This is a genomic window from Haladaptatus ordinarius (assembly GCF_054177595.1).
The window spans coordinates 1-3,295 of sequence record NZ_JBPEHH010000210.1; the positions used below are offsets into that span (position 1 = coordinate 1).

The following is a 3,295-nucleotide window of genomic DNA, read 5'->3' on the forward strand; positions in this document are numbered from 1 at the left end:
CGGATAACTGAGCCCGGTTCTCTTTTTTTATCGACGGCCGAATCGATCCGTCGAACCGTGTAAGAGTATCTTCAGCCGACGTCAGGAGGATTGGTGAGGCAAAATTCTTAGACAGGCTCTTAGGATGTGGCAAATCGAAATTAGCAACCTCGTTTACAATCCCATGATGAAGAGCATGAGACACTTCCCACTAATAGCACTAACCGAAACATACCAGATGTGAAGGTGACAGATAACAGGCTTTTTCGGATGCTGTCTTACTCTTTCGCGGAATATACTTTTTTAGATAGGAATGGCCATCATGGCTGTGGCCCCGGAAAACCAATCCCTACTCGACGGATTCGTTGGTGTCGTTGTTACCTCCTTGGGGCTCCTGAGTAGCGCTATTGGAGTGCTCTTGCTCCCCGAATCTCTCCTCAGCGGACTTTGGTTCGCTGCTATCGGTGTGAACTTTCTCGCCTCGGTTCTCGTCGGAACAACAGCAGGACGACAGCGTCTTGGTCTCGAACCAGACGGCACATTAACAGCTATGGGATTTTTGATGATTGCAGTCATTCTCATTGTTGCGTTTCTACTCGTTGATGTCCCATTGGCGTAGACGATCTCCACACGCGATATTATCCTCTGACTTTCTGTCAGCTAGCTTCGTTCCCAGGTGTGTATCGTTAGAAGTCGGGTAGATACTAACCGCAGAAATATGTTTGAAAGTATCAACAATAGGTTCTAACTCCCGCGAGTTGTAATCCGAATGGGGGAAAGGGAATGAGTCAGTCACTTCCAGAGGAGTGGTTTATCAAGGATACACGAGTGAATGCAGCGATTGCATGGATATTCGCAGTCATTTTCGTTGCAATCGCCGCCGTGAGTTTCCTACAGGTACAATTCGTTGAGATGGTGATGGCTGCTGTTGCAGCCTTCGTCGCCATCTCACCCGCTGTTGTCTACCGGTCGTGGACGCGGACCGTTCCGTGGCCACTGTTGCTCGTTGCGGCACTTCCGCTTCTCGTCAGAACGGTTCAGCCGACAACGTTTGGCGAACTCGTGGCCGGCGTGAGCGTCGCGACTCTTGCGATGCTCGTCGTCGTCGCACTCGAACTAACGTCGGCGGTTCGCATGACGCCATGGTTCGCGGTGTTTTTTACAGTTATTGTGACGCTCGCGACCGCCGGATTCTGGGCCGTAGGGTCGGCGGTTTCGGCGGCGTATCTCGGCACAGAGTTCATCGAGACGAACGACGAGCTCATGGTGATTTTCACCGAAATGCTCATTGCAGGAGTACTTACTGGACTCCTCTTCCGGTGGTACTTCCGGCGTCAACTCGCCGCAAACGTTGAACAACCACCAGAGGTGACGATATGAGTTTTCGCACCCGCGTCCATGTCTCGGCTCGCCGGGAAGGACAACTAGTACGATTCCTTCAGCTGGCAATGGCTGGCATCCTGGTCATCGGCCTGTTGCGGGGAAACAGCGGAATCGCCGTCAACGCTGGTGTCGGCCTGCTCGTCACGTTCCTCCCAGCACTGTTGGAACGCAATTACAGTATCACGATGAGCGTTGGTCTCGTGCTCTGGATCACGGTCGCAATGTTCCTGCACGCGTTCGGGACGTTATCGTTGCCTGCACTGGGGTTCCTGAGCCCGTACCAGTCGACGTGGTGGTGGGATCACATGACCCACGCACTATCGTCATCGCTGGTCGCCGGGGTGGCATACGCCGTGACACGGGCACTCGAGGAGCACACGGAGTACGTTGAGATGCCACCGAAGTTCATGTTCGTCTATATGTTGTTGTTCGTCATGGCGTTCGGCGTCATCTGGGAACTCGTCGAGTTCTATATCGGCGTCGTGTCGGCACTCATCGGCGGTGGCGATGTTCTCACCCAGTATGGACTGGACGATACGATTCTCGACCTAATCTACAATTCAATCGGTGGATTGCTCGTTGCACTTATTGGAACAGTGTACTTGACCGATCTCGCTGACCAACTTCGGATGCGAATGGAATCTGCAGATCAATAACAATTAGTGCGAGGCGAACCGTTCCCGATAGTCTTCAGTGTGCTATTTCTTAGTTCGTCCATCGGTCTACCGTGAACCGCCTCGGGGCTTGACCCCGAGGCACTCGGCCTGCTCCGCCTGTAGAAACCTACCGACGGTGGCCAGTAGCTATCGGGATTACAGTATTGGATATACAGCCAGAATCGTGCTCGTCGGTATACTCTCGGTTCTCAAACGGCTCGTCACCCAACGTGCGCGTCCAAGATCGCGACCGTCGGGGTGGCTTTCTTCGATCACCCCGTGAGGTTGTTGATCGTAATAGCGATGAAAAGCAGGAGGACGATCTCGTTGATGATCCAAGAGTTCGTTTCCATCCAGTCACGCGCTTTCGGCAAGAATGCTTCTGCCCGATCACCAAATGCGAGCAAGATAAGAGATGGGAGCGCCAGAATCAAGAGCGTAACTCCGATAAACGGGAGGGCATCTATCCAGGGTACCCCTTGCGCCGCGAGATATGAACCGACAGCGGCGGACGTGAGGAGATCACTCGGGAAAAATCCCATCAGGAGGAATCCAAGCCGGAACGAGAATCGTGGGTTTGCCGATGTGAGCTTCCCCATCCATTTGGGGGTTCCGTCTCTTCTCTCGTCCGGAAGACGTTTACCATTGCCACCAAGAGCAGGACGAGGATGATAACATAGAGTGTATCGTTTGTTGTGCCTTGTCCAAGTGCGCCCTCACCAGCGAAGTAGACGAGAGTCACGACCAGGGAGATCGAGATTGCAGCGCCGAGGACGTATGCGGCGGAGTTCTGTCGCCAGTTTTTACTCGTCGCGAGGAAGATGGCGCTGAGAATCTGTGGCCCCGCAACCATCACAAACGCCAGTGGAAGAACATCCAGAAAGCTCATAGTGATCTCTCTATCTACTCCCCAAATTTTGTGAATGGCAGCTCATCACGGATCGAATTGTAGCGGTCATTTCGCGGTCTCCGTGTCTCTACTTCACACACGACGATAATTGGACGCTTTCTCACTACTCCTGATGACATCGTAGTGGTGGTCAACTGAGTAGTACAAAAAATCGATAGATTGTTCATAGCAATCTTGTTCTTCTATGTCTATCCAACCCCAATTATCGAGACAATACAGTCGTTACCCCGTGTTTTGATAAATCAACAACGCTCATCTGTAGCGGTGAATACTTTTTCATGACTGGAGTTCGTAGCCTTCCCCAGCATGGTCAGCAGAGAGAGTGTCAACGAGGTCTTTCTACCTGACAAAGAGGACTGTTTAGAGT

The 3,295-nt window shown here is 52.4% G+C and carries 3 protein-coding genes and 1 pseudogene; 3 read left to right on the top strand and 1 reads right to left on the bottom strand.

Features of this window, described 5'->3' with window-relative positions; genetic code table 11:
* Positions 1-292: 292 nt before the first annotated feature.
* The 3 genes from ACR3FF_RS26345 to ACR3FF_RS26355 all read left to right on the top strand — a co-directional run bounded on the left by ACR3FF_RS26345 (position 293) and on the right by ACR3FF_RS26355 (position 2,018).
* The gene (locus ACR3FF_RS26345; RefSeq protein WP_458191048.1) at positions 293-598 is read left to right on the top strand and encodes a hypothetical protein; all 306 of its coding nucleotides are present in this window, start codon (positions 293-295) and stop codon (positions 596-598) included.
* A 164-nt stretch (positions 599-762) separates the two neighbouring features.
* Positions 763-1,359, top strand: coding sequence for a hypothetical protein (locus ACR3FF_RS26350; protein WP_458191049.1), 597 nt, complete (start codon positions 763-765; stop codon positions 1,357-1,359).
* The gene (locus ACR3FF_RS26355) at positions 1,356-2,018 is read left to right on the top strand and encodes a DUF2238 domain-containing protein (RefSeq protein ID WP_458191050.1); all 663 of its coding nucleotides are present in this window, start codon (positions 1,356-1,358) and stop codon (positions 2,016-2,018) included. The genes ACR3FF_RS26350 and ACR3FF_RS26355 overlap by 4 nt, the downstream gene beginning before the upstream one ends.
* A 272-nt stretch (positions 2,019-2,290) precedes the next feature.
* On the opposite strand, the pseudogene ACR3FF_RS26360 reads toward ACR3FF_RS26355, so the two are convergent.
* Positions 2,291-2,907 (bottom strand): annotated as a pseudogene (locus tag ACR3FF_RS26360) (GAP family protein).
* Positions 2,908-3,295 lie beyond the last annotated feature (388 nt).

Coding starts and splice junctions, on each gene's coding strand:
- ACR3FF_RS26345 (WP_458191048.1), top strand. CDS start 293: ATGGCCATCATGGCTGTGGCCCCGGAAAACCAATCCCTACTCGACGGA.
- ACR3FF_RS26350 (WP_458191049.1), top strand. CDS start 763: ATGAGTCAGTCACTTCCAGAGGAGTGGTTTATCAAGGATACACGAGTG.
- ACR3FF_RS26355 (WP_458191050.1), top strand. CDS start 1,356: ATGAGTTTTCGCACCCGCGTCCATGTCTCGGCTCGCCGGGAAGGACAA.